This window comes from Mesorhizobium sp. KACC 23794, from assembly GCF_052180275.1.
GTDB lineage: Bacteria > Pseudomonadota > Alphaproteobacteria > Rhizobiales > Rhizobiaceae > Kumtagia.
In genome coordinates, this window is sequence record NZ_CP197465.1 from 6,141,259 (window position 1) to 6,164,132 (window position 22,874).

21 protein-coding genes and 1 pseudogene are annotated in these 22,874 nt (G+C 63.7%); 17 read left to right on the plus strand and 5 right to left on the minus strand.

The features are described from left to right. The first annotated feature begins 193 nt into the window (after positions 1-193). Together ACSBOB_RS29750 and ACSBOB_RS29755 are read left to right on the plus strand one after the other, a co-directional pair. Positions 194-2,593, plus strand: a complete 2,400-nt coding sequence (locus tag ACSBOB_RS29750) for an MJ1477/TM1410 family putative glycoside hydrolase (protein ID WP_442579623.1) — start codon at positions 194-196, stop codon at positions 2,591-2,593. A 35-nt stretch (positions 2,594-2,628) separates the two neighbouring features. Further along, positions 2,629-2,904: pseudogene (locus ACSBOB_RS29755) on the plus strand (integrase core domain-containing protein); the annotation flags it as partial. A gap of 1,150 nt (positions 2,905-4,054) precedes the next feature. Here ACSBOB_RS29755 and ACSBOB_RS29760 read toward each other — a convergent pair. Continuing rightward, a complete protein-coding gene (locus ACSBOB_RS29760; protein WP_442579624.1) occupies positions 4,055-4,585 on the minus strand; it encodes a dihydrofolate reductase family protein in 531 nt (176 codons plus the stop codon). Positions 4,586-5,010: 425 nt separating this feature from the next. Between ACSBOB_RS29760 and ACSBOB_RS29765 the strand changes: the two genes are divergently transcribed. The 4 genes from ACSBOB_RS29765 (at position 5,011) to ACSBOB_RS29780 (ending at position 9,425) form a co-directional block, all read left to right on the plus strand. After that, positions 5,011-6,204 carry a patatin-like phospholipase family protein gene (locus ACSBOB_RS29765; RefSeq protein WP_442579625.1) on the plus strand — a complete coding sequence of 398 codons (1,194 nt, stop codon included), beginning with the start codon at positions 5,011-5,013 and terminating at the stop codon, positions 6,202-6,204. A gap of 40 nt (positions 6,205-6,244) precedes the next feature. Next, positions 6,245-7,003 carry an acetoacetate decarboxylase gene (locus tag ACSBOB_RS29770; protein WP_442579626.1) on the plus strand — a complete coding sequence of 253 codons (759 nt, stop codon included), beginning with the start codon at positions 6,245-6,247 and terminating at the stop codon, positions 7,001-7,003. A 27-nt stretch (positions 7,004-7,030) separates the two neighbouring features. Beyond that, positions 7,031-7,813, plus strand: a complete 783-nt coding sequence (locus ACSBOB_RS29775) for a 3-hydroxybutyrate dehydrogenase (protein ID WP_442579627.1) — start codon at positions 7,031-7,033, stop codon at positions 7,811-7,813. 568 nt (positions 7,814-8,381) lie between these two features. After that, positions 8,382-9,425 carry an isopenicillin N synthase family dioxygenase gene (locus ACSBOB_RS29780; protein WP_442579628.1) on the plus strand — a complete coding sequence of 348 codons (1,044 nt, stop codon included), beginning with the start codon at positions 8,382-8,384 and terminating at the stop codon, positions 9,423-9,425. Between the two features lie 59 nt (positions 9,426-9,484). On the opposite strand, the gene ACSBOB_RS29785 is transcribed toward ACSBOB_RS29780, so the two are convergent. Then, positions 9,485-10,093 (minus strand): TetR/AcrR family transcriptional regulator, encoded by a 609-nt coding sequence (locus ACSBOB_RS29785; RefSeq protein ID WP_442579629.1) that lies wholly within the window; start codon positions 10,091-10,093, stop codon positions 9,485-9,487. Positions 10,094-10,211: 118 nt separating this feature from the next. On the opposite strand from ACSBOB_RS29785, the gene ACSBOB_RS29790 reads away from it, so the two are divergent. Then, positions 10,212-11,417, plus strand: a complete 1,206-nt coding sequence (locus tag ACSBOB_RS29790; protein WP_442579630.1) for a RidA family protein — start codon at positions 10,212-10,214, stop codon at positions 11,415-11,417. Continuing rightward, positions 11,417-12,574 (plus strand): M24 family metallopeptidase, encoded by a 1,158-nt coding sequence (locus tag ACSBOB_RS29795; protein ID WP_442579631.1) that lies wholly within the window; start codon positions 11,417-11,419, stop codon positions 12,572-12,574. Before ACSBOB_RS29790 ends, ACSBOB_RS29795 begins: the two co-directional genes overlap by 1 nt. A gap of 208 nt (positions 12,575-12,782) precedes the next feature. On the opposite strand, the gene ACSBOB_RS29800 is transcribed toward ACSBOB_RS29795, so the two are convergent. Then, positions 12,783-13,544: an IclR family transcriptional regulator gene (locus ACSBOB_RS29800; RefSeq protein WP_442579632.1), complete on the minus strand. Its 762-nt coding sequence runs from the start codon at positions 13,542-13,544 to the stop codon at positions 12,783-12,785. A gap of 121 nt (positions 13,545-13,665) precedes the next feature. Here ACSBOB_RS29800 and ACSBOB_RS29805 point away from each other — a divergent pair, with 121 nt between their 5' ends. The 6 genes from ACSBOB_RS29805 (at position 13,666) to ACSBOB_RS29830 (ending at position 18,569) form a co-directional block, all read left to right on the plus strand. After that, a complete protein-coding gene (locus tag ACSBOB_RS29805) occupies positions 13,666-14,337 on the plus strand; it encodes an amino acid ABC transporter permease (RefSeq protein WP_442579633.1) in 672 nt (223 codons plus the stop codon). Then, a complete protein-coding gene (locus ACSBOB_RS29810) occupies positions 14,334-14,984 on the plus strand; it encodes an amino acid ABC transporter permease (RefSeq protein WP_442579634.1) in 651 nt (216 codons plus the stop codon). Before ACSBOB_RS29805 ends, ACSBOB_RS29810 begins: the two co-directional genes overlap by 4 nt. Next, entirely contained in the window at positions 14,971-15,702 is a 732-nt protein-coding gene (locus tag ACSBOB_RS29815; protein WP_442579635.1) for an amino acid ABC transporter ATP-binding protein, read from the plus strand. Before ACSBOB_RS29810 ends, ACSBOB_RS29815 begins: the two co-directional genes overlap by 14 nt. Before the next feature lie 34 nt (positions 15,703-15,736). Beyond that, on the plus strand, positions 15,737-16,528 hold the full coding sequence (locus ACSBOB_RS29820; protein WP_442579636.1) for a transporter substrate-binding domain-containing protein: 792 nt from the start codon (positions 15,737-15,739) through the stop codon (positions 16,526-16,528). 77 nt (positions 16,529-16,605) lie between these two features. Then, positions 16,606-17,622, plus strand: a complete 1,017-nt coding sequence (locus ACSBOB_RS29825) for a succinylglutamate desuccinylase/aspartoacylase family protein (protein WP_442579637.1) — start codon at positions 16,606-16,608, stop codon at positions 17,620-17,622. Further along, a complete protein-coding gene (locus ACSBOB_RS29830; RefSeq protein ID WP_442579638.1) occupies positions 17,619-18,569 on the plus strand; it encodes a threonine ammonia-lyase in 951 nt (316 codons plus the stop codon). Before ACSBOB_RS29825 ends, ACSBOB_RS29830 begins: the two co-directional genes overlap by 4 nt. A gap of 97 nt (positions 18,570-18,666) precedes the next feature. Here ACSBOB_RS29830 and ACSBOB_RS29835 read toward each other — a convergent pair whose 3' ends face one another. After that, positions 18,667-19,197, minus strand: coding sequence for a hypothetical protein (locus ACSBOB_RS29835; protein ID WP_442579639.1), 531 nt, complete (start codon positions 19,195-19,197; stop codon positions 18,667-18,669). A 497-nt stretch (positions 19,198-19,694) separates the two neighbouring features. Here ACSBOB_RS29835 and ACSBOB_RS29840 point away from each other — a divergent pair, with 497 nt between their 5' ends. The 3 genes from ACSBOB_RS29840 to ACSBOB_RS29850 are packed head-to-tail and all read left to right on the plus strand — an operon-like array spanning position 19,695 to position 22,334. Further along, positions 19,695-20,861, plus strand: a complete 1,167-nt coding sequence (locus tag ACSBOB_RS29840) for a methionine ABC transporter ATP-binding protein (RefSeq protein ID WP_442579640.1) — start codon at positions 19,695-19,697, stop codon at positions 20,859-20,861. After that, entirely contained in the window at positions 20,851-21,516 is a 666-nt protein-coding gene (locus tag ACSBOB_RS29845; RefSeq protein WP_442579641.1) for a methionine ABC transporter permease, read from the plus strand. The genes ACSBOB_RS29840 and ACSBOB_RS29845 overlap by 11 nt, the downstream gene beginning before the upstream one ends. 35 nt (positions 21,517-21,551) lie before the next feature. Next, the gene (locus tag ACSBOB_RS29850) at positions 21,552-22,334 is read left to right on the plus strand and encodes a MetQ/NlpA family ABC transporter substrate-binding protein (protein ID WP_442579642.1); all 783 of its coding nucleotides are present in this window, start codon (positions 21,552-21,554) and stop codon (positions 22,332-22,334) included. A gap of 138 nt (positions 22,335-22,472) precedes the next feature. Here ACSBOB_RS29850 and ACSBOB_RS29855 read toward each other — a convergent pair whose 3' ends face one another. After that, on the minus strand, positions 22,473-22,841 hold the full coding sequence (locus ACSBOB_RS29855; RefSeq protein WP_442579643.1) for a response regulator transcription factor: 369 nt from the start codon (positions 22,839-22,841) through the stop codon (positions 22,473-22,475). Positions 22,842-22,874 lie beyond the last annotated feature (33 nt).

Here is a 22,874-nt window from a genome sequence, read left to right on the forward strand (position 1 = left end):
TCGCCGGCACACAACCCAGTTTAGCAAAAGCTAATTAAGTAAAATCAAAAACTTAGCTCTTGGAAATGGCAATACATTTGCCAGCAGGAAATGCTGCTGTGGAAAGAGATGATTCTGACATGAAATAGCCCGCAAAGTAACTTGCTTGGCACGCGGTGGGACAAATCATTTCAGTGGCTAAAGGAGGGACTCTATGGCCAACCCACTCGATGGTGTGACCAGCTGGCTCTATCATCTTGGCAATGTGGACGCGACAGAAGCAGCGAGAATTGGCGCCGACAATGCCGGGCTCGTGGTTATCGACTATGCCGTCGACGCAAGCAACGGGACACGACCTCACACGCCCGCCGAGCTGAACGTGATGCGCGGCGGTCAGGACAAGCTGATCGTCAGCTATCTCAGTATCGGCGAAGCGGAGGACTACCGCCCCTATTGGCAGAGCAGCTGGGATTCCAACCCGCCAGACTTCCTGTCGGGCGCCAATCCGGAATGGCCGGATAACTACAAGGTCAAATATTGGGACCCGGCCTGGCAGACCATCATGTTCCAGTATGTCGACCAGATCATCGCCTCCGGGTTCAACGGCGTCTACATGGATATCATAGACGCCTATCAATACTGGGAAGACATCGATCCCGTCCCGGGAATGGACTACGCGCAGGAGATGGCTGATTTCGTGGCAGCCATCCGCGCCCATGCGGAAGCGAAACTGGCTTCGCTCGGCGACACGCGCGACTTCGTCATCATGGGCCAGAACGCCGAGGAACTGATCGAGAATGCGACCTACCGCAATGCGATCGACGGAATGGGCAAGGAGGACCTCAGGTTCTACTACGAAAACGGGCACGAGGACGATTTCGCCCCCGCCCCGAACGGCTGGTACGAGGGTTCCAAGCCGTATCTGGAACTCGCCGAGGAGAGCGGCGTGCAGGTCTTCGTGGTCGAATACATGACGCAAGCCCGCCAGACGCAGTATGCGAGCATGCTGCAAACCGAAATCAAGTACCTCCGTGACAACGGCATTCCGATCTATGTCTCGGAAGACCGCGACCTGACCGACATCTACCCGCAGCCGCCGGGCACCGACCTGCCCCTCTCCGGCAACGGCCTGGCGAACACGCTGATAGGCACCGCTCTGGCCGACATGATCTATGGACTTGGAGGCAATGACACGTTGAACGGGCGCGGCGGCGCAGACACGATGTTCGGCGGAGCCGGCAACGATTTGATGTATGTGGACAACGCCGGAGACCGTGTCGTGGAGAATGCGGGGGAAGGCAACGATCGTGTGTTCGCCTCGGTGAGCTACAAGCTGACGGCCAATTCGGCGGTCGAACTGTTGACCACGACGAGTTCCACCGGCAAGTCGGCGATCAACCTGACCGGCAACACGCTGAAGCAGGAGATCATCGGCAACGCCGGTAGGAACGTCATTGGCGACGGCGGCGGCAGTGGTGCCGACACCCTGCGTGGGCTGAGCGGCAACGACGTCTACGTCGTCGGCAATGCAGGTTCAAAGGTGGTGGAGACGTCCGCCCAGGGCGCGGCTGATCGTGTAGCGGCCTCGGTCAGCTACGTGCTGGCGGCAGGTGTCTATGTCGAACAACTGACGACCAATCTCTCGACGGGCACGACGGCGATCAATCTCACCGGCAACGTCCTGAAACAGGAGATCATCGGCAACTACGGCGACAATGTGCTGCGCGACGGCGGTGGCGCGGCCGATCATCTGCGCGGGCTCGCGGGCAACGACACCTATCAGATCTACAGTTCCGGCACGACCATTGCCGAGGGTTCCTCGCAGGGCACTGCCGACAAGGTGATGGCCGCCGTCGACTATGCGCTCAAGCCGGGTGTGTACGTCGAGATCATGACGACGAATGGAGCGTCCGGCACCGCGGCGATCAATCTCACCGGCAACGCGCTGAAGCAGTACATCACCGGCAATGCCGGCGCCAATGTGCTGAGCGAGGGCGCTATCGGCGCGGCGGACAAGTTGAGCGGGCTTGGCGGCAACGACACCTACCGCATCTACAATTCCGGCGCGGTCATCGTCGAGACGGCGTCGCAGGGCAATGCCGACAAGGTCTTCACCTCGACCGACTACAGGCTCGGGGCCGGCGTCCATGTCGAGCAGTTGCAGACGAACAGTTCGTCCGCCACCACAACCATCAGGCTGGTCGGCAACGAGATCGCTCAGAAGATAATCGGCAATGCCGGTATCAACATCATCGACGGAAAAGGCGGTTCAGACACGCTGTATGGCGGCGCCGGTAGGGATTATTTCACCTTCTCCACCGCGCTGGGCGCTTCCAATGTCGACACGATCGTCGACTTCAAGACACCCGACGACACGATCCGCCTTGAAAACGCGATCTTCAAGGCATTGACAGCGACCGGCCCGCTGGCGGCGTCGGCCTTCTGGGCGAGCACGGCCGGCGTTGCCCACGACAGCAACGACCGCATCATCTACGACACCGATACGGGCAGGCTGTTCTACGATGCCAATGGCAGTGCGGCCGGCGGCAGCATCCACTTTGCCACGCTGACTGGGCATCCGACGATCACCGCGGCGGATTTTGTGGTGATCTGAAATTCGCCTTTGCGCGCCCCACCGCTGCCAACTCAAATACACGGGCCGGCTTGGCAGCCCAGTTCACCAGCTTCGCCTTCACGACGACGTTGAAGGACGCCGGCATCCTCACCTCCATGGACGGGTGCGGCCGCTGGATGGACAACGTCTTCATTGAGCGGCTGTTGCGTAGCCTCAAATACGAATACGTCTTCGTCAATGCCTTCGAGACCGGCAGCGAGGCGAACAAGGGCATCGGTTCCGGGATCGATCATTACACTCGTCGACTGCCGCACTCATCCTTCGGCGGCAGGACATCGTATAAGGTCTATGCCACAGCAGCAATCACGCAGCAATTCAGTCAACGCCTCCTTCCCAAATCGGCACAGTGCAAAGCTTCCTCCGCGAAGAGGAAGTTCTTGACGACGTCCATCAGAATTGAAGGTAGCTCACATAGACCACGCTGCAGCCCACGAGAAAAACCCAAAGCCAAAGCACCCATGCCCAAGGGTGCGGCTCGCTGCCCGGCCCGTTCATCTCACTCTCCCAGAGAAAATCCCCTTACAAGTTAAACAACTTGACTGCCCGCATGCTGACAAATGTCAGGTACCGTCGAGGACCGTATGCGTTCCTCCGCCTCGTGTAAGAAACCAACTGACAACCGTGGATCGGCAAGAGCATTCAGCTGAAAGTCGGTGCCAGGATCATGCAAGCCGGCGTTCCAGCCGTCGCGGTTGCGTCCAGTTTTCTATAATCCTCTGAACCGTGTCGTTTCCAAAGCCATGACGTTCAACCCCTCCGCCATCTCCGCCAGACCGGAACCGTGGCGCTGTACGCTGCCTCGAACGCCTTGGCACGACAAATGCATTGATTGAGGTGGCCGGCTCTCAGCCGGCGCCCGATGTACCAAATCGGGAATGAAGCATCGCCGGGCCATGGGCGGGTGGGTTGATGGCCGGGCGAGCTTAGCAGGGGTGACCGGGCTCACCTCAACACCGGCGATATGTTGCCTGAGTTCGCCGAGTGATGGTGTGCAGTGAGCCCGGCCAACTCCCACAATATCTGAGTCGTGGAAGTACGATGATATAAATGCAGAATATCTAATTCAGAACATAGTTAACCTTCTCTTAACGAGACAGGTTCCGCGACGCAGCACCCCAACGATGTGGCGCACCACCGGACCGCCATGGACGATTGGCGGGAGGCCACGGGGATTTAATCACCCAAGATAGGGTGGCTTTGGCCGAATGATTCACGCTGCCGACGCTGAATCAAGTTTGGTATCGGCGGCAGACATTTATCAACCAGCCCCGACGAATACGTGCAATCTTCTGGCGGAGCGGTTCGGGAGGGAAAAAACCAAATCCGGCCGTTCCGGGGCCGCTGGCCCTGCCGCCCGTACCCACCGCACGGGCCAGCGGCCTGCGTAAATTGAAATGACTGGACCGAAAAGCGGGTCCGACGGCGCAGTCCATCGGGCGACTAGGCAGGAACATATGTCAGCCTTACCGTGTCCTTGCCGACGAGATCGGTGGAAACAAGGCGGAGCGGCGGCCGGGGGCCAGCGAAGAATGGCTTGCCGCGACCGAGCACGACGGGGTGGAAGTAGAGGCGATACTCATCGACAAGGCCGAGGCCGGACAGGCTTTGCGCCAGGTCCGGGCCGGAAACTGCAATCTCTCCGACAAGCCGAGCCTTCAGGCCCCGTATCACCGCCTCGATATCATCCTCGATAAGTGTGGCGTTGGGGCCGACCGACTTCAACGAGCGCGACACGACCCACTTCGGTTGGCGCCGCCACGCCGCCGCGAACTCGTGTTGCTCCGCAGTCCACTCAGGACGGTCTTCGTCCCAATAACGCATGACCTCGTACATGCGCCGACCGTACACACTGCCGGCCAGGTCGCGCACGTGCTCTATCCAGTGACGAAAGAGCGCTGGACTTGGCGCAAACCCCTGATGATCGACATAACCGTCCAGGGACTGGTTCATTCCGAAGACAATCTTTGCCATGCTGCCAAATCTCCATCCCAGAAGCTTCACGATAGTATGAACAGGGTGATGCAGACAGTGGCGTTGGCTGCAGACGGCATGCCGCGTTGCCGGCTCGACGCATAACCGGATGCCCGCTTGCCATCTGGCATTGCCATTCGCCCATAAGTCTATCCGGAGGGAGTCATGGAGGGCGATGGCGCAGACCCAGTTCTCCGTTTCATCGTTCTCTTTCCTGCAGATTCACGTGCAAGTCCCTGCAACTTCATTTTTCAATACGTATACGTCGAACGCCGGTTCCGCTGGCCGCGGGCCTGCACGGATAAGGGAGCCGCCGCGCGATAGGGCCGGCGAGGCCTGCGTCGCTTCACCCCTGTGCAAGCCGCTCGCATTCGGTCTATGCTGCACTGCCGCATGGATAGTTCAATCCAAGAGTTGCACACCGTATGACCGTACAGCACCCGCCGAAAAGCCGGCCTCACCGCCTGAGCGAGCGGCCGGATTTCGAACGTATCACCTTGTTGCTGCAGGGCGGCGGCGCGTTGGGCTCGTATCAGGCCGGCGTCTACCAGGCGCTGTCCGAATCGAACATCCATCCGGACTGGGTTGCCGGGATTTCCGTCGGCGCCATCAATTCCGCACTGATCGCCGGCAACGCACCGGAGAAGCGCGTGGAGGCTTTGCGCGCGTTCTGGGAGCGCGTCACGACGGCTCCGAGCGGCGTTCCCGGTTTCGTGACGTCATGGCTGGATTCGGTAGGGTCGAGGAGCGATTTCGGGCATGGACTGCTTAACCAGGGCCGGGCCTTTGCAAACATGATGGCCGGAGCTCCGGGCTTCTTCACGCCGCGGACGGTGCCGCCGTTCCTGCTGCCGGCTGGCAGCGTCGATGCGGAAAGCTTCTACGACGTCAGCCCTCTCAAGGCGACGCTGGAGTCACTGGTCGATTTCGACCGCATCAATTCGGGATCCATGCGCTTCAGTGTCGGCGCGGTGAATGTGAGAACCGGCAATTTCGCCTATTTCGACACCACCACGCATGTGATCGGCCCCGAGCATGTGATGGCCAGCGGCGCGTTGCCGCCCGGTTTCCCGGCTGTGACGATCGACGGCGAACAATATTGGGACGGCGGCCTGGTATCCAACACGCCGCTGCAATGGGTGCTCGACGACCGTCCGCGCAAGGACACGCTCGCCTTCCAGGTCGACCTGTGGTGCGCGCACGGGGAATTTCCGCGGGATCTGATGAGTTCGGACCTGCGCCAGAAAGACATACGGTTCTCCAGCCGCACGCGCGCGGCAACGGACCAGTTCAGGAAGATGCAGCGCATGCGCCGGGCGCTTGCCAAGCTCCTGAAGCTGATGCCGGAGCACGAACTGAAGAATGCCGACGCGGACACCGAGCTGTTGATCAGCGAGGCCGACGAAACTGTCTACAACATCATCCACCTCATCTATCGGGCAAAAAGTTATGAAGGCAGCTCCAAGGACTACGAATTCTCCCGGCTGACGATGGAAGAGCATTGGGCGTCCGGCTACGAGGACGCCATCCGCACGCTCAGCCATCCCCGCGTGCTGAAGCGCCCGAAGACAGCGGACGGGGTGGCGACCTTCGACCTTGCGCAGTTGCCGCCCGAATAGGAAGCGCTTACCCCAATCCAGCCGAAAAGCGAGCAGACACATGAACATTGCCGACGTGCGCGCCAAGGCCTTCGCGATGCCGCTCAACGATCCGGCCTATCCGAAGCCGCCGTATAAATTCTACAATCGCGAATTCGTCGTCATCAATTACCGCACCGACCCCGAGATCCTGCGCGCAATGGTGCCGGAGCCGCTGGAGGTGGTGGGCGATACCGTGGCGTATGAGTTCATCCGCATGCCCGACTCGACCGGATTCGGCGACTATACCGAGACCGGGCAGGTGATCCCGGTGCGCTTCACGACGCCGTCGGGCGAAGTGCAGGATGGCGGCTATGTGCACGCCATGTATCTCGACGACAATTCCCCGATCGCTGGTGGACGCGAGATCTGGGGATTTCCCAAGAAACTCGCCACGCCGAAGCTGCGGCACGAGCAGGAGACGATCGTCGGCACGCTGCATTACGGCTCGGTGCTCTGCGTCACCGCCACGATGGGCTACAAGCACCGCGAACTCGACCTGGCGCCGCTGGCCAAGGCGATGGCCAAGCCTGCCTTCATGATCAAGATCATCCCCCATGTGGACTGCACGCCGCGCATCTGCGAGCTGGTGCGTTATTACATGGAGGACGTGACGCTCAAGGGCGCCTGGTCCGGCCCGGCCGCCCTGCAGCTGTTCGAGCACGCCATGTGCGACGTCGCCCGTTTGCCCGTGCGCGAAGTGATCTCGGCCAGCCATTATATCGCCGACCTGACGCTCGGCCTCGGCGAGGTCGTGTTCGACTATCTGAAGAAAGACTGATCCCGGAAACCTCGAAAGGTTCGAACCATGTCGCGTTTTGATGGAAGGGTAGCGATCGTCACCGGAGCCGCGAGCGGCATCGGCAAGGAGATCGCGTTTCGCTTCGCCGCAGAGGGCGGCATACCGGTCATCGCCGACCTCAACCTCGATGCGGCCAACGCAACGGCCGCCGAGGTCAAGGCCAAGGGCGGCGACGCCTTCGCCGTGGCGATGAACGTGACTGATGAGGACGCGGTCAACAAGGGCGTCGCCGATGTCATCGCCAAATATGGAAAGGTCGACGTGCTGGTCAGCAATGCCGGCATCCAGATCGTCAAGCCGCTGGTCGACTTTCCGTTCGCGGATTGGAAGAAGCTGCTGTCCATCCATCTGGACGGCGCATTCCTGACCACGAAAGCCTGCCTCAAATACATGTACGAGGCCAATTACGGCCGCGTCGTCTACATGGGCTCGGTCCACTCCAAGGAAGCGTCGAAGCTGAAGGCGCCCTATGTCACCGCCAAGCACGGGCTGGTCGGCCTCGCCAAGGTGCTGGCGAAGGAAGGCGCCGAGCACAATGTCACCGCCAACGTGGTCTGCCCCGGCTTCGTGCGCACGCCGCTGGTCGACAAGCAGATCCCCGAACAGGCGAAGGAACTGGGGATCACCGAGGAGCAGGTGATCAAGACCGTCATGCTCAAGGACACGGTCGACGGCGAATTCACGACGACAGACGACGTGGCCGATGCCGTGCTCTATTTCGCGGCGGCAAAGTCCAATGCGCTGACCGGCCAGTCGCTGGTCGTGAGCCATGGCTGGTTCATGCAATAAGTCGGCTCGCAGACTGCGGGAAACTCTTTCGGCGGATGGCTCGTGATCGATGGCCACGAGCTGCCTCGTCGGAATCCAGCGCCCGGTGGCCCCGTGAGAATCGCCGCGCTCGCGGCAAACCCCCACGAAGGAATTGGTGGTCAATTCCTTCCCTTCGATGTGACCGCAAAGATGGCAGCTTAGGGAATTTAAGAACACTTCCGCGCCGCTCAAGGACGCCGAGGACTTGGCAGAGCGTGCGGCCAGCTATCGCCGGCAGGGACGACAGCGCCGACGTTCATAAACGAGCAGTTCCATAGACATAAGAATTCCCTTCCTTGCGTCTGCATCCGCGCGCCTGCAATTTGCTTCCCGCGCCCTCCTCGTTGAACGCCGTTTCCTTTGATCGCCGCTACCCGCATGGCACTGTTTGTGCATCGATTTCGCAGTGATCGCGAACGGTTTGCCGCTGCGGCCGCATGGCTCGTCGCCGCAGCCGTAAGGGTCGGCTTTCCCGGCCTGATGCCTTTGGGACGGCCGGAATGTGTTCGCCTGGCTACTCAGGCAACACAAGACTTGGAGGCGGACGATGACCAGAATTGTTCCCGTGCTCGATCTCTCCCGCCTTGAACAGGGCGCGTCGGAGCGGCGCACCTTTCTTGCAGACCTGCGGTCGGCGGCGCGCGACGTCGGCTTCTTCTACCTCTCCGGCCACGGCATCCCGACCGGCCAGATCGATGTCGTGCTCGCCGCCGCGCGCCGCTTCTTCGCGCTGCCGGAAGCCGACAAGCTTACGATCGGCATGGTCAACTCCTCGCAGTTCCGCGGCTATACCCGCGCCGGCGGCGAACTGACCAGGGGCAAGGCCGACTGGCGAGAGCAGTTCGACATCGGCGTCGAACGCGAGGCGATCGAGCAGCGGCCCGGCCTGCCGGCCTGGACCCGCCTTCAGGGACCCAACCAGTGGCCGGCAAGCCTGCCCGACCTCAAGCCGGTGCTGCTGAACTGGCAGGGCCGGGCCACCGCCGTGGCGATCCGCTTGCTGAAAGCCTTCGCGCTCGCCCTCGAACAGCTGGAAGGCGCATTCGACGCGATCTATGCCGAGCAACCCAACCATCGCATGAAGATCGTCCGCTATCCCGGCCGCGACCTGACCGGCGGGGAACAGGGCGTCGGCGCCCACAAGGACGGCGGCTTCCTCACGCTGCTTCTGCAGGACGCCAACAAGGGCCTGCAGGTCGAGTATGCTGGCGGCTGGGTCGATGTCGATCCGATCCCCGGCACGCTGGTGGTCAATATCGGCGAACTGCTCGAACTCGCGTCCAACGGCTATCTGCGCGCGACCGTGCACCGGGTGATCACCCCGCCCGCCGGCGTGGAGCGCATCTCGGTGCCGTTCTTCTTCAGCGCGAGGCTCGACGCCACCATCCCCTTGCTGACGCTGCCGGCCGAACTGGCCGCCGAGGCGCGTGGGCCGGCGAGCGATCCCGACAACCCGCTTTTCCGCGATGTCGGCACCAACGTCCTGAAGAGCCGGCTGCGGTCTCATCCCGACGTGGCGCGTCGTCACTACGCCGACCTCGCAGGCCAGAATTCCGCCTCCTCGCCCACTCCGTCCGCGCTGGTGAGGTGAAGCAGGCCGGTCCACGAAGCAAGCCGTGGAGGGGGAACTGAGGGCCGGGAGGGCCGAGTTCACGAAGCTCTGGGCTTCTCGATCATCCGCCGCAGGCTGCGATACGTTCCTTCCAGCCGCTCGAATCCTCCTTCGGCGAGCGTGATCGGCGCCGCATTGTCGGCGATCGCCGCCAGCAGCAGCGCCGCGTCGGCGGGCTGGATGTCGGGCGCAAGCTCGCCGCGCTGTGCGGCAGCCGACAGAGCGGCGGAAAACAGCGCCGACAGTTCCACGCCGAAATGGCCGAGAATCCGGCGTCCACCCGGGCTGAGAAGACCGGCGTCCTGCCGCAGCCGCGCGATCAGGCTCCAGTTCTGACCTTCCGTGCCAGCCGGATTGAAGCGCAGGAAGCGGGCGCGGCTGTAGTCGATCATCGCCTCCACCTGGCCGGCTAGGCTCGCGCCCTCGGCCGACCACACCGCCCGCAAGGCGGCGAGCGTCGTGTGAACATAGTCGTCCAGCACCTCGTCGACGAGCGCCTGCTTGTTGCCGAAATGGTAGTGGATGTTGGCCCGCGTCGTGCCGAGCGCCGCAGAAATCTCGCCGAAGCTGGTGCCGCGATAGCCGTGGCGCACCAGAAGCTCCAGCGCGGTGTCCTTGATCGCCTGTCTCGTGCCGGTCTCGTCCATGGCGCATCATAGCTCAATGCGCGCGGCCGGAAGGTGGACGCTTCATCACATCCCCAGCATTTGACGGAATACTGACTTGCAGGTAAGTAAGTCACAAAATGACGCTTGGAGCGCTTTTATGACAAAGCAGATATTTTGGGATGGCGAGAGCCTCGAACCGCAGGCAGTGCGCGCCGGCGATCTTATCTTCGTCGGCGGGCTGATGGCGACGAACGGCGACGGCGAGATCGTCGCAACCGACGTCGCCGGGCAGGCCCGCGCCATCTTCGACAGGTTGTCGGCACTGCTCCGGCAGGCGGGCGCCGGCATGGCCGACGTGGTCAAGCACAACATCTATTTCAGCTGCGACGCGGATGCCGTCGGCACCTTACTCGAAGAACTCGATTCTGTCCGAGCCGGCTATTTCACCGCGCCCGGCCCGACGACGACGGAAATCCGCTGCGGCCTCGACAAGAAGGGCGCGCGGCTGATGGTCGATGCGTGGGTGGTGACCGGCGGCAAAGGCGAACTGCTCGACCCGCCCGGCCACTGGCGCTGGGCCAAGGAGTTGCCCTTCGTGCATGGCTGGAAGGTCGGCGACATGCTGTTCGTCGGTGGGCAGCGTTCGCTCGACGCCGACGGCAAGGTATTGGGGCTTGGCGATATCGAGGTGCAGACCGACGAGGCCTTCCGCAACCTCGATACGATGCTGCGGCAAGGCGGCGGCGACCGCAACAGCCTGATGCGCCAGAACACCTATTTCCGCTTCTTCGGCGAGGGCCGCGAAGTTACCGACTATTGGGAGAAGATGACGAATGTGCGCCGCCGCTACATGTCGGTGCCCTCGGCCGCCGGCGCCGGGCTGCGCATCCAGGGCATGGGCGATGCCGACGAACTGATCCAGGTCGAGGGCATCGGCATGCTCGGCGACGACAAGCAGCGGCTGCAGCCGTCCAACCACTGGGACTGGAGCATTCCCAACACCCAGTTCACGCAGGGCTGGAAGATCGGCAAGCTCGCCTTCATCGGGGGCCAGATCTCTGCCGACGACAAGGCGCAGGCGGTCGGCAGCGATATTGAGACGCAGACCCGCAACGTCTTCGAGTTCATTCGCCGCACGCTTGCCGAAGGCGGGCTCGACGAAAGCGACGTCGCCAAGCTGTACATCTACTACCATGCCGAGGGTAGCTGGGCCGAGATCAAGGCGACCCGCGCGGTGATTGCCAACGTGCAGGGCGAATTCTATCCGCAGCCCGGTCCAGCGGTCACCGCGATCCGGGTCGCCGGCTTTGCCTTCGAAAACCTGCTGATCGAGATCGAGGCGATGGCGGTGACGCGCGACTGATGTCGAAGAACGATTTCACCGCGGAAGAGTTCGCCGGACGGCTGGCCCGCGTCCGCGCCGCCATGGCGGTACGGGAACTCGACTGGCTGGTTGCGGTCCACCCCGCCTCCATCCACTGGCTCACCGGCAGCGATGCCAAGAGCTACCAGGAATTCCAATGCCTGCTGGTCGGGGCCGGCGACGCACCCCTCGTTGTTCTCACGCGCCAGGGCGAGGTCCACGAATTCGAGACCGACTCGCTGGCCGACGCGGTGCATGGTTTTGGCGGCGGCGAGAATGAGGACCCGATCGCGGCTTTCGCCGAGCTGGCGCGCCGCCACGGCCTGCCGGGATCTCGCGTCGGCCTGGAGGTGCCGGCCTATTATCTCCATCCGCATCACTATCTGGCGCTGCGCGACCTGCTGGGCGAAGCGCTGGTCGGCGAAGCGACCGATTTGATCGCCGGGCTCAAGCTGGTGAAATCGCCGGCCGAGATCGACTATATCCGCCGCGCGGCGGCACTTGCCGATCTCGGCATGGCGCGCTTCGCCGAGGACCTTTCGGCTGGCGTCTCCGAACTGGCGCTGGCGGGCGGCGTCTACGAGACCTTGCTCAGGAACGGCAGCGGCATCGCCGCCAGTCCGATCAATCTGGTCTCCGGCCCGCGCTCCGCCTACAGCCATGGCGCACCGACCGCGCGGCTGCTCGAGCGGGGCGATTTCGGCAGCATCGAGTTCGGCGCCACCTCCGGCCGCTACACCGCCACCATCGGCCGGCAGTTCGCGCTCGGCGCGCCGACGCCGCGCATGCTCGAACTTCATGATGTCGTGCGCCGCGCCTGCGATGCGATGATCGCCACGATCCGCGACGGCGTGCCGGCGACCGTGCCGCATGCGGCGGCCCGCGCCATCATCGGCGAGGCCGGACTGGGACCCTACCGCGTCCATACATCGGGCTACTCGCTGGGGCCTGGCTTCCCGCCGAGCTGGGCCGAACCGCTGCACATGATCGGCGACAGCCCTTATGTGTTGAAGGCCGGAATGGTGGTCACCATCGAGCCGCCGGTGTTCATCGGCCCGGAGGGCCTCGGCGCCCGCATCATCAACAATGTGCTGGTCACGCCGACCGGCGCGGAGCTTCTGAGCCGGATGCCGCGCGATCTGATCGTAGGGGAGTAGGGGAGTAGGGGAGTAGGGGAGTAGGGGAGTAGGGGAGTAGGGGAGTAGGGGAGTAGGGGAGTAGGGGAGTAGGGGAGTAGGATGATGCCAATCCGTCAGAATGCTGCAAGTTCTATTTGAACCCAATCCAAGACTTGCTCACTCGGTTGCGAGCAATCCTCTTCCCCTACTCCCTACTCCCTACTCCCTACTCCCTTACTCCCCAATTTCACCCACCCAGTTCATGCGCGATCTCGGCGCAGGCGAGCTTTAGCCTTGCCAGCATCGCCTCGAAATTCGGCGCGGCGCTGCGCCGGCTGACGGCCGCCACCGTCACGCAGGCGACGGCCCGTCCGCCACTGGCGATGATCGGGCAGACCACGTCCGTCACCCCGATGATGTCGCGGCTTTCGTGGATGATGGCGCCGCGCTCGCGCACCTCGTCGAGCTCGGCGGCAAGGGTCGTCGGATCGGGCGGCTCGCGCATCAGCATCAGGCATTCGGCGATCATCCTGTCGCGGATCGGCTTGGGCTGGAAGGCCATCAGCACCAGCCCGGAATGGGCATCCGCCAGCGGCCGGCGATAGCCGAGCTTCAATGAGAAATTCATGTCCGCGCCGCCCGAAGCGGCCGCGATGATCACCGTCTCGCCGCGATGCGCGACGACCAGATGGGCGGCCTGGTGCACCTCCTCGGCGAAGCGCTCGACGATCGGCGCCGCGGTGCTGACCAGGTCGCGGGCGCGCGCCGTCTGCATGCCCAGCCCGAAAAGCTTGTTCGACAGCATCAGCCCCTCGCCACTCTCGTCGCGCTGGATATAGCCGCGCGCCAGCAGCACATGGACCATGCGGAAGATCTCGTTCTTTGAACGCCCCAGCTCTTCGGCGATCTGACGCGTGCCCATGGACTGCCCTGCATCGGCCAGCAATTCTAGGATGTCGAGGCCCTTTTCCAGGGCCGGCGCGCTATAGCTCAGCTTCTCGTCGGTCATTTCATCTCGTTTCATAGATGACGCTTGACGCCACATATGAAGCGGCGATAGCGTAGTGTCCAGCAAATCCGAGCGGAAAATAGCCCATCTCAGCGCGATTGCAAAAAGGCGCTCTGCATCCATGAGCTATAATTTCAAATTTGACGTCCTGCTGCGCTACACCGACGAGATCGCGAAAGGCGTGCTGCTCACCTTGCAGTTCTCGGTCGCCACCATGGTCTGTGGCCTTGCCATCGGCCTGGTCGTCGCCATGGCGGCCATCAGCCCGTTCCGGCTGCTGCGCGGCTGTGCCCGCGTCTATGTCGAGGCGCTACGCAACACGCCGCTGCTGGTGCAGCTGTTCATCGTCTTCTTCGGGCTGCCCTCGCTCGGCATCAAGCTCGCGCCCAACACCGCGGCCTTGATCGCACTGTCGATCAACATGGGCGCCTATGGCGCCGAAATCTTGCGCGCCGGTTTCGAGTCGGTGCGCCGGAGCCAGATCGAGGCCGGCCGCTCGCTCGGTCTCACAGCCGGCCAGACGTTTCGCCATGTCGTGCTGTTCCAGGCGGTCAAGTCCATCTATCCCGCGCTGGCGAGCCAGTTCGTGCTGATCATGCTGACCACCAGCGTCGTCTCCTCGATCGGCGCCACCGAACTGTTCCACCAGGCCGCCTTCATCGATTCGCGCACCTATCGCTCGTTCGAGACCTATACGCTGATCACCCTCTCCTACCTCGTGCTGACGCTGGGCTTCCGTGCGATCTTCGCCGGGATCTACTGGGCGGTCTTCGTCAGGAGGCCGCGCCGATGATCCGCGAATTCGCCGGGGCCGACATCGTCTACCTGATCGCCGCGGCGCGCTGGACAGTGCTGCTCGCGCTGACCGCCGTCATCGGTGGCGGATTGCTCGGCGTCGTCGTCGCCGTGCTGCGCGTCGTCCCGCTCAGGCCGCTCAACTGGCTGGCGATCGGCTACATCAACCTGATCCAGGGCACGCCGCTGCTCGGCCAGTTGTTCGTCTTTTTCTTCGGCCTGCCGCTGCTCGGCCTCTCGGTCGACGCGTGGACGGCTGCCGCGCTCTCGCTGTCGATCTACGCCTCGGCCTTCTTCGGCGAGATCTGGCGCGGCAGCCTGCAATCCGTGTCGCAGCGGCAATGGGAGGCAGGCGCGGCCCTCGGCCTCACCTATGCGCAGCGCCTCGGCCATGTCGTTCTGCCGCAGGCGGTCCGCATCAGCATAGCGCCAACCGTCGGCTTCCTGGTGCAACTGGTGAAGAACACGTCGCTCACCGCGCTGATCGGCTTCGTCGAACTGACACGGGCCAGCCAGATCATCAGCGGCGCGACCTTCGCGCCGCTGCCCGTCTATCTCAGCGCCGCCGCCATCTATTTCGTCATCTGTTTTTCCCTCTCCCAGCTCGCCCGCTCGCTGGAAAGGAGACTTCATGTCGCTCGTTGAGCTCGCCGACATCCGCAAGCGCTTCGGAGCGGTCGAGGTGCTGAAGGGCGTCTCGCTTACCCTGGAGAAGGGCGAGATCGTCGCCGTTATCGGCCGCTCGGGTTCGGGCAAGTCCACCATGCTGCGCTGCATCAACGGACTGGAGAAGGTGCAGTCCGGCCGCATCGTCGTCGACGGCATCGACGTCACCGCGCCGGGTGCCGACCTCAACCTTTTGCGCCAGCGCGCCGGCATGGTGTTCCAGAGCTACAACCTGTTCCCGCACCTCAATGTCGAGCGCAACGTCATGCTGGCGCTGACGCTGGTGCGCAAACTGGAGAAGCCGGCCGCCCGTGAGGTGGCCCGGCAGGTCGTCGCCAAGGTCGGGCTGGCCGACAAGCTCCTCGCCTATCCCGACGAACTCTCCGGCGGCCAGCAGCAGCGCGTCGCCATCGCGCGCGCATTGGCCATGCAGCCGACCCTGATGCTTTTCGACGAGATCACCTCGGCACTCGACCCCGAACTGGTGGGCGAGGTGCTGCGCGTGCTCGAGGGCGTCGCCAGCGAGGGCATGACCATGATGCTCGTCACCCACGAGATGAACTTTGCAAAGAACGTCGCCGACCGCGTGATCTTCATGCACGAGGGCCGCATCCACGAGGACGGACCAGCGCGTGAGACCTTGCTCGAGCCTCGTACGGCCGAACTCAGGAACTTCCTGAGCGCCGTCCTTCACTAAGAAAAGCAATCCAAGCAGCCAAAGGGGAAGTCTTATGTTGAAGCATCTAACCAGGATCATCACAGCCGTGCTGCTCGCCGGCGCCATGTCGGCGCTGCCGGCCAAGGCTGCGGACCTGCAGAAAATCCTCTCCGCCGGCACCGTGCGCATCGGCGTGCCGGTCGACGTGCCGCCTTTCGGTTCGGTCGACGCCAAGAACGAGCCGGTCGGCCTCGATGTCGACATGGCCAGGAAGATCGCCGAGGCGCTGGGCGTCAAGCTCGAGCTTCAGCAGATCACCGGCGCCAACCGCGTGCCCTACCTCGTCACCGACCGTCTCGATATCGTCATCGCCGCCATGGGCGCGACGCCGGAACGCGCGCTGCAGATCGCCTTCACCTCGCCCTACGCGGCGCTTTCGATCGGCGTCTTCGGCCCCGACAGCATCGCCGTCACCTCGCCGGCCGAGCTGAAGGACGAGACCATCGCCGTTGCGCGCGGCACGACGCAGGATCTGGAACTAACGAAGGCCGCTCCCAACGCCAAGATCCTGCGCTTCGACGACGACGCCACAGCGGCGGCCGCCTTCACCTCGGGCCAGGCACAATTGCTCGCCACCGCCGACGTCGTCGCCAAGGACCTGATGGACAAGGATCCGAAGGTCCAGTTGAAGCCGAAGTTCATCATGCAGTTCTCGCCCTGCTACATCGGCATCCAGCAGGGCAGCCCGGAACTGCTGCGCTGGCTCGACACCTACATCCATCTCGGCCTGCTCGACGGTTCGCTGTCGGCGCTCTCGCAGAAATGGATCGGCACGTCGCTGCCCGCGAACTTCCCGCCGATCTGAATTTTCGGCGGCGGGGCTTACCGGTCCCGCCGCCGCCCCGCGCTTTCGTTCCCGAATACCCATCCTTCAAAGAGAACATGGCCCGCATGTCCACCGCCCGCACCACCATCGACTTCTGCCGTTCCGGAAAGCAGGTCGGCTTCGTCGATATCCCGCATTCGCCGCATGACGACGCCTGGGGCGCCACCCGCATTCCGCTTGCCGTCATCAGCAACGGCAACGGTCCGACGGCGATCCTCCAGGCGGGCAACCATGGCGACGAATATGAGGGGCCTATCACGCTCGGCGAACTCATCCGCGAGCTCGATCCGGGCATGGTCAGTGGGCGCATCATCTTCCTGCCCGCGGTGAACACCCCCGCCGTGCTGGCCGGGCAGCGCACCTCGCCGGTCGACGGGCTGAATCTCAACCGTACCTTTCCCGGCGATCCCGCAGGCACCATCACCCAGCAGATCTCGGCCTATGTCAGCGACGTCGTCATGCCGCTCGGCCATGCCTATGTCGACCTGCACTCCGGCGGGTCCTCCCTCAACATCCTGCCCAGCGCCATCATCGAGCCGGCGCCCGACGCCGCACACCGCAAGCGCAACATGGAAGCGGTGCTGGCCTTCGACGCGCCGCTGACGGTGGTCATCGACAATCTCGGCGAACCCCGCACCTCCACCGCCACCTCGGTTCGCGCCGGGTTGACGACGGTCGGCACGGAAATGGCGGGCGCCGGCACCGTCTCGCTCGATGCGCTCGACATCTGCCGTCGCGGCGTGCGCAACGTGCTCAGCCATCTCGGCGTGCTGCCGCCCACCGGCAAGCCGCCGGCGGCGAGGCCCGAGAACATCCTGCGCATTCCCGGCCATGACGGCTATGTGCTGGCGACGACGAACGGCGTCTTCGAGCCGTTTCATGCGCTTGGCGCCACGGTCCACGCCGGTGAGGCGGCCGGACGTATCCACAATCTGGGCGATCCCGGCCGCGCGCCGGAGACTTTGTTTTACGCTGCGGACGGCATCGTCTATGGACGCCGCCAGCCGGGACGTGTCGTCGTCGGCAATTGCTGCGTAACCGTTGCCGCGCGCTATGAGGGAGAACTGGCTTGATCACGCTCGACGACATCCGCGCCGCGGCCACCCGCATTGCAGGCAACATACGGTCCACGCCGATGATCGCCGCCACCAATTTCAAGACGCCGCTGGCTGGCGGCGTCGACCTGATGCTGAAACTGGAACTGCTGCAGGTCACCGGCTCGTTCAAGGCGCGCGGCGCCACCAACAAGTTGCTGTCACTGGACCGCACCGCCCTGCGCTGCGGCATCGTCGCCGCTTCGGGTGGAAACCACGGCATCGCCACCGCGCGCGCCGGTTTCATGGCCGGCGTGCCGACCACCATCTTCCTGCCCTCCAACGCCTCGCCCGCAAAGATCGAGAAGCTGGAAGCCTGGGGTGCGGCCACCCGCATCGTCGGCTCCGCCTGGCATGAATCCAACGAGGCGGCGCAGGCGTTTGTCCGCGAAACCGGAGCAACCTATTTCCATCCCTTCGCCGATCCGGCGGTGGTGGCCGGGCAAGGTACGGTCGGTCTCGAAATTCTGGCGCAGATGCCGGACGTGACGACAATCCTGGTCGCTATGGGCGGCGGCGGCCTGATCAGCGGCGTATCGACGGCGATCAAGGCGCTGGCGCCGCATGTCCGCATCGTCGGCATTGAGGCGACGGGATCGCCGGTGCTGCTGCGCTCGCTGGAAGCCGGGCGGAATATTGCCTTGGACAAGGTGACGACCTCGGTGGCCACCATGGCTTGCGCCAAGACCGACGACGCCATCTTCGACATCGTCCGCCGCCACGTCGATGAGATCGTGCTGGTCGACGATGCCGAGATGCTGCGCGCCGCAAAAAGCCTGTGGTTCGAGATGGGCCTTGCCGCCGATCTCAGCGGCGCCGCCTCGCTTGCCGCGCTTGCCGAGGGTCGGGTGCGGGTCAAGCCCGGCGAACGCATCTGCGCCATCGTCTGCGGCGCCGGGCCGGACGCGGTCATCGACAAGGGATAGTCTTCTGGAGGATTCGCAGTCGTCGGCCAGCCTCGGAATGGCCGCTGCGTCCGCATGGCGTGCCGCGCCAGCCTCGGTTGCATTCCACCAAGAATCCTCAGGCTGTTGCGTATTCGCGTCCGACTGCATCGAGGAACGCCTTCATCGCGGCCGGCGATGTCAAGTGGTGAACCCGCTTCGACGCCGGTGCATCGGCGACAAGCTGCCTGTATCTGGGTGTCATCTCGCGATCGCAGAGCCGGACGACCCGGTAACTGTCCATCGTGCTGCGCCAGATCGGACTATTTTCAGGCCAGCCCTCGGGCGTGACGAACAGGCCTTTGAAAAGACGCTTCGTCACCCACCAATAATGTACGGGAATGGGGAGATCGATGTAGACCAGCGTGTCGGCGACGGCGAACCGCTCCCAGGCCGAAACTTCATTCCCATAGCCGTCGATGATCCACTCGTCCCCGCGCAGCAACCTGGCATGCGCCTCCAGATAGTCCTCATGCGGAACTTCCCCGCCTCCGGCCCGAAACTGGATCATGTCCAGCGGATACAACGGGAGTCCGGTCAGGCTTGCCAGATGTCTGGCCAGCGTCGATTTTCCACCACCCGCATTTCCGAACACCGCGACCTTTTTCATGGCGCGCTCGTCCTGCTTCCGTGTCCCCGCCACCAACCCCTCCCGAATATGTCATGCACGACCGGCGCAGAACAATGAATCCAACGCAGGTCCGACAGCGGAATTGCGCGACATGGAATTTTCAACAACGCCGCATAAGTTGGAATAAACTAACTCTACAGGATTTATCGAATTAGGCATTGTAGATCGGTATTCTCATCGCGGCAGAACGCTCGGATCGCGGGTTTCCGCCGGACATGAGCGGAACTGCTGCCCCAACTCGATGCGCAACTCCTCCCAAGCGCGCACCGGCCCGTCCTGGCACATCGTCATCCCTGCCAGGACGGGCCATTTGGTTTTATCCGAGGTTAGTTAGAGTCTCCGATGTTTGATCTGATCCGGCTTATCGAAACGGCGCTCGTGCCGTGGGCTGGCCGCGAATGAATATCCGGTTGGAACCACATCCGGTTCGAGCGCATCGTCCAGACAGGAAGCCGCCTGGAGACGAAGGAACCGTCATGCCGGAAACCGGACCGCGCCGAACGCAAGAGCAGGCATGGCGGTCACCCGTTACGCGGACCGCTCCCGATCCGTTGCCGCCTCGCGAGGGCAGCATCGGCGAGTTGCCCGCCGTCGGCACGGACCTCGTCCGCCTCGAAGCCGTCTCGAAGACCTTTCCGGCCAGCGGCGCCAGCACCGAAGTCACGGCGCTTGACGGTATCGACCTTTCCGCGCCGCAGGGGTCCGTCACGGCGATCATCGGCCGCTCGGGCGCCGGCAAATCGACGCTGATCCGCCTCGTCAACGGCCTGGAGAAGCCGACCGCCGGCCGCGTCCTCGTCGACGGAATCGATGTCGCGCCGCTGAGCGAAGCGGGCCTGCGCGATATAAGGCGATCGGTCGGCATGATCTTCCAGCACTTCAACCTCCTGTCGTCGCGCACGGTGTTCGGCAACATCGCCCTGCCGCTCGAGATCGCAGGGTTGTCGCGCGGCGCGATCGAGACCCGCGTCGCTCCGCTGCTCGACCTCGTCGGCCTGTCGGACAAGCGCGACCGCTATCCCTCCGAACTCTCGGGAGGCCAGAAGCAGCGCGTCGGCGTCGCCCGGGCGCTTGCGACGGAGCCGAAGCTGCTGCTGTCCGACGAGGCCACCTCGGCGCTCGATCCCGAAAAGACCCGTTCGGTCCTCGACCTGCTCAGGCGCGTCAACCGCGAGCTCGGCCTCACCATCCTGCTCATCACCCATGAGATGGAGGTGGTGAAGCGCATCGCCGACCATGTCGCGGTCATCGATCGCGGCAAGATCGTCGAGCGTGGCACGGCGTTCGATATCTTCAGCGCGCCGCGCCACGAGACGACGCGGGCGTTGCTCTCCGGCCTGCCCGGATACCGCCTGCCTGAGGCGCTGGCGCTAAGCCTGAAGCCGCATCCATGGAACGGCTCCGCGCCGGTGCTCCGGATCACCTTCGCCGGGGATGCGGCACGGCAGGCGCCGCTGTCGCGCATCGCCGATGTTGTCGGGCCGGACTTTTCCATTCTCGCCGGCGCCGTCGATGAAATCGGCGGCCAGCCGTTCGGCTCGTTCGTCGTGTCGCTTGCGCCGCACGGGCAGCAGATCGACCGGACGCTCGCCGCACTCGACGCGCGGGGCTTTCATGCGGAGGTGCTCGGCCATGTCGCCTGAGATCATGTGGCTCATCGTCAAGGCAACCGGGCAGACCCTGCATATGGTCTGCATCGCCACGTTCGCCGGCTCGATACTGGGCGTCCCGCTTGGCGTGTTCCTGGCGACCAGCGGCCGTGGCGAGTTGTTTGCGGCTCCCGTCGCCAACCGCATCCTCGGCGCGATCGTCAATGCGACGCGCTCCACCCCCTTCATCATCCTCGTCGTGGCGATCATCCCGTTCACCCGCCTGGTCGCCGGCACCTCCATCGGCACGAACGCCGCGATCGTTCCCCTGACCATCGCCACCGTTCCATTCGTCGCCCGCCTCGTGGAATCGGCGATCCGCGAGGTCGATCCCGGCCTGATCGAGACGGGTCGCGCCATGGGCGCCACGCCGTTCCAGATCGTCTGGAAGGTGCTGCTCGCCGAAGCCAGGCCCGGCATCACGCTGGCGTTGACGCTCACCATCGTCAGCCTGATCGGCTACTCGGCAATGGTCGGGGCGATCGGCGGCGGCGGGCTGGGCGACCTCGGAATACGATACGGCTACCAGCGCTTCATGCCCGACGTGATGGCGGCGGTGGTCGTCGTCCTGATCGTCCTGGTCCAGGCCGTGCAGTCGGCCGGAGACCGGCTGGCGCGTCGTTTCGACAAGCGCATCCGGCCGCGCTGATATCCATCCAACCCGCAGGAAAACGGAGACTATCCATGTTAACGAAAATCACGCTCGCGCTCGGCCTTGCGCTCGGCCTGTCCGTCGGCGCGGCGTCGGCGCAGGCGATAAAGATCGGCGTCACGCCCGGTCCGCACGCCCAGATCCTGGAGAAGGTGAAGGAAGTCGCCAAAGCCGACGGCCTCGACATCCAGATCCTCGAATTCTCGGACTATGTCGTGCCGAACCAGGCGCTGAACGACGGCGAACTCGACGCCAACTCGTTCCAGCACAAGCCATATCTCGACAACCAGGTCGCCGACCGCAAATACGACATCGTCGACGTCGCCTGGACCGTGAATTTCCCGATGGGCATCTATTCGAAGAAGGTGAAAAGCTTCGATGAATTGCCGGAGGGTGCGACGATCGCCATCCCTAACGATCCAACCAACGGCGGACGCGCCCTGCTCATCCTGGCCGACAATGGCTACATCAAGCTGAACCCTGAAAAGGGTCTGAAGGTCGGCCCGGCCGACATCACCGAAAACCCGAAGAAATTCAGCTTCATCGAGCTTGACGCCGCCCAGCTTCCGCGCTCGCTGGAGGACACGGATGCGTCCGCCGTCAACACCAACTATGCGATCGAGGCGGGCCTCAACCCGGCGGCAGACCCGATCCTGAAGGAAGGCGCCAAGGCGCCCTACGTCAACCTGATCGCCGTGCGCACCGCCGACAGGAACGCGCCCTGGGTCGCCAAGCTGGTCAAGGCTTACCACACGCCGGAAGTGAAGGCATTCGTCCAGGAGACCTTCAAGGGCGCCGTCATCACCGCCTGGTAAATTAAACCAGCGGAGCGGCGTCGTTTCGCCCGGCTCGACGGTGCGGGGACAAGGAAACTGAACTGGGGGTCCCCACACCCTGCCCCTGCGCCACCAAAGGCGGCCGCCCCGCTTTCGCCCCGCGACCTGCTTACGCCGTTAAAAAGATGCGGGCGCAAGCGCCCTGTCGATGCATGACATCAGGATCGCGGCGTCAAAAGGCTTGCTCAGAAAACCCAGCGCGCCGGCGGCTTCCACCTGGCGGCGCAGGCGTTCCTCCGGGAACGCAGTGATGAAGATCATCGGAACGCTGCAGCCGCGCTCGATCAGCGCGCTCTGCAGTTCGACGCCGCTCATGCCGGGCATCTGGACGTCCGTTATGAGGCACGCGGTCTGGTCGACGAGCGGTGAATTGAGAAAATCCTCCGCCGAGGCGAAAGTATGGGCGTTCAGCCCGTGGGACTGGACGAGGTTCTCCGTCGCGACGCGAACCTCGTCGTCGTCGTCGATGATGGTGATTGTCGGCACTTCTGGTACTCTTTCGCAGCTTCGCCGGTGCCC